Here is a 2,606-nt window from a genome sequence, read left to right as displayed (position 1 = left end):
ATTTGCCACATGGCGGAGATTGCCGAGCTCCCCTGTATGGCCGTCGTGGGGTTTAGCCAGGACCTAAACAGTCATAGGGAAATAAGTGAGCAGCCTGATCATGCCTGGAACATAGTCATGCTAGAAAATAAATACTACCTCCTTGATGCCACCTGGGAAAGTAATACGCTGTATACAGAAGATTATTTCAAACAGGAGTACCAGGTCGATTACTTTATGACCGATCCGAGATTTTTCATTACAAATCATTTTCCTGCCTTAGATTTCTTTCAACTTTTAGCTTGCCCTTTAAGCTTTCAGGATTTTGTTGGCGAGAAGGATTCTGTAGACACAGAAACTCATTGCCCAATTAATTTTGAAGATTCCATTCGATCATTCTTAGCGAAAAATTATTTGGATCGCAAAATTATCGAAGCCAGAGCCGCATACCATCTACAGTCAAACTCCAAAAATGAAAACACCTGGGGACATGCTATGATTGACAAAGCCATTGATCTAAAGGAAAAAGGCGATCATTTTTTTGAACAAGGAAATCACACCCTGTCCAAAGCTAACTATGAAGAAGCCTTTGAGTATTTCTCGAATGCGGAGAGCAAGGTCACACTATTTCCATGGCAGTCCGAAGCACTGGCTTTTTGTTACCTCAATTATGCTCAGATACTATATAGAATAAATCAGAAGTCCGGACATACAATGAAGCCAGTCATCGACCAACTGAGACAATCAAAATCAATTCTGGAAAAATTAAATAGTCGATCTTTTTCGATTATAAGTGCACTGGATCAGATAGACTATCAGATTTCTGTGTTGGAGTAGTAGGCAAAGGGATCGTGACATTCATCGTCGTACCCACATTCTTTATACTCTCCATTTCAAGACTTCCTCCCAGGTAGGCTACCCGAGATTTGATGTTTTTCAAACCGATGCCATCTGAAGTTTCTTGCACATCAAATCCGCATCCGTCATCTTCAACCGAAATAAAAAGTTCATTTTCATGAATGGATAATTGTACAATAATGCTCCCAGCTTCCGCATGTTTGGTAATATTATTAATCAATTCTTGAATGATGCGGTATATCATTAATTCGACCTCTTTCGGAATTTCCTGATTTTCGAAATTAATGACTTCCAAGGATACTTTTTGTCCCTTCAACCGCAGACCTTCCAAAAGATCTTCCAATGCTTGAACAAGTCCAAGTTTGGACAAAGCATCCGGCATCATATTGTGGGCAATCCGACGCACTTCCGTACAGGCATTGTCCAATAGATTGTTTGCTTTTTGATAGATATTTAATTTCGAAAGAGCCTCAATTTCCTTCTGTACGGATTGAAAATGCAATTTGACCGTAGAAAGTAGGGCTCCGAGGCCATCATGAAGATCCTTGGCAATTCGAATCCGTTCGGCTTCTTGTCCCTCTAGCATCGCGTTCATTTGCAAAATCCGGTTATTAGACTCCAATTCTTTCACCTTTTTCTCTTTAAGAATTTTCTCTTGTGCTGCCTTCAATTGATGCGCTTCAATTTTTAGCTGATAAAATCGAACAGCTAAAATCAGTAAAAAGAAAACTAACCCCAGAGCTAAAATCAATAAAGACTGCCATTTACGTTGTCTTGAGATTAAAAGTACTCCAAGCTCATTCTCTTTCTGCAACGAGCTCATCATTTGTTCTTTTTCCTTGGTCTCATATTGCACTTGAAGATTTCTGGCGGTTTCGATAGCTCTTTGATCAAATAAAGAATCTTTCCAAAAAAGTTGCGCCCGGAGTGCCTGAGCTTCCAGATCTATCTCGCCTTTCTTATGATAGATTTCGGCGAGCAACTTATAGTTGTTCATAAGTACTTCAGCCACACCCAATTCTTCACATTTGGGCGTAGTTATCTCGGCATACATCCATGCATCATTGATGTTGCCCGCTTCCAGCGAAATTGTCACAAGATGATGACCGCTTTGGATCAATTCCTTTAGTTCTCCCAGATTTTTTCGGATTTCATAGGCTTTCAGTGCATAGGCCATTGCTGAATCCAATTCACCATATTTAAGGTATATAGTTGAAATGGATTCGTAGCTGGAAGCAATTCCTGACTGATAGTCATCCTTTCTATCGAGCGCCAATGAAAGTTGGTAGTCTATAAATGCCCCTTCATTATTTCCCAATTGTTCCTTGACGGTACCCATATTATTATAAATATTGGACAGGTCTATACTATCACCCGCGGCAATCGATTGTTGCAATGCCTCTTCGTACACAGACAGAGCCCGGGTATAGTCTCCCATCTTTTTTAGGGTAATCCCAATGCTGTTTAACGTATTTCCTGACCCCTGAACGATACCCAACTCCTTCCTTAAATCGAGCTCCTGGTAAAAATACTTCAGGGCCTTATCATAGTCTCCTACGATCTGGTGAATAACCCCAATGTTAAATAAAGGACCTAAGCAACTGGACTGGGTTTCTACATTAGACTGAAATTGCTCCAAGGCGCTTTCAAAGTAAGTCAGTGCTGTCGAATAGTTCCCCTGGAGCCGATTTACCAAACCCAGATAATGCTCAGCCACGGCAATCTGGTGCGGATCACCAAGGGCATTGGCGATACGATGATATACAAGG

At 40.9% G+C, this 2,606-nt stretch carries 1 protein-coding gene and 1 pseudogene; one reads left to right on the top strand and one right to left on the bottom strand.

What is annotated here, in order from left to right:
• Positions 1-816 (top strand): annotated as a pseudogene (locus Q0L68_RS19430) (hypothetical protein); the annotation flags it as partial.
• On the opposite strand, the gene Q0L68_RS19425 reads toward Q0L68_RS19430, so the two are convergent.
• The coding region (locus Q0L68_RS19425; protein WP_296705905.1) for a sensor histidine kinase at positions 767-2,606 on the bottom strand (1,840 nt) is incomplete at its 5' end. The pseudogene Q0L68_RS19430 and the gene Q0L68_RS19425 sit on opposite strands and share 50 nt — an antisense overlap.

The organism is Algoriphagus sp., assembly GCF_024642405.1.
Taxonomy (GTDB): domain Bacteria; phylum Bacteroidota; class Bacteroidia; order Cytophagales; family Cyclobacteriaceae; genus Algoriphagus.
Note: the sequence above shows the minus strand (reverse complement) of the source record. Positions and strands in the feature narration are given on the sequence as shown.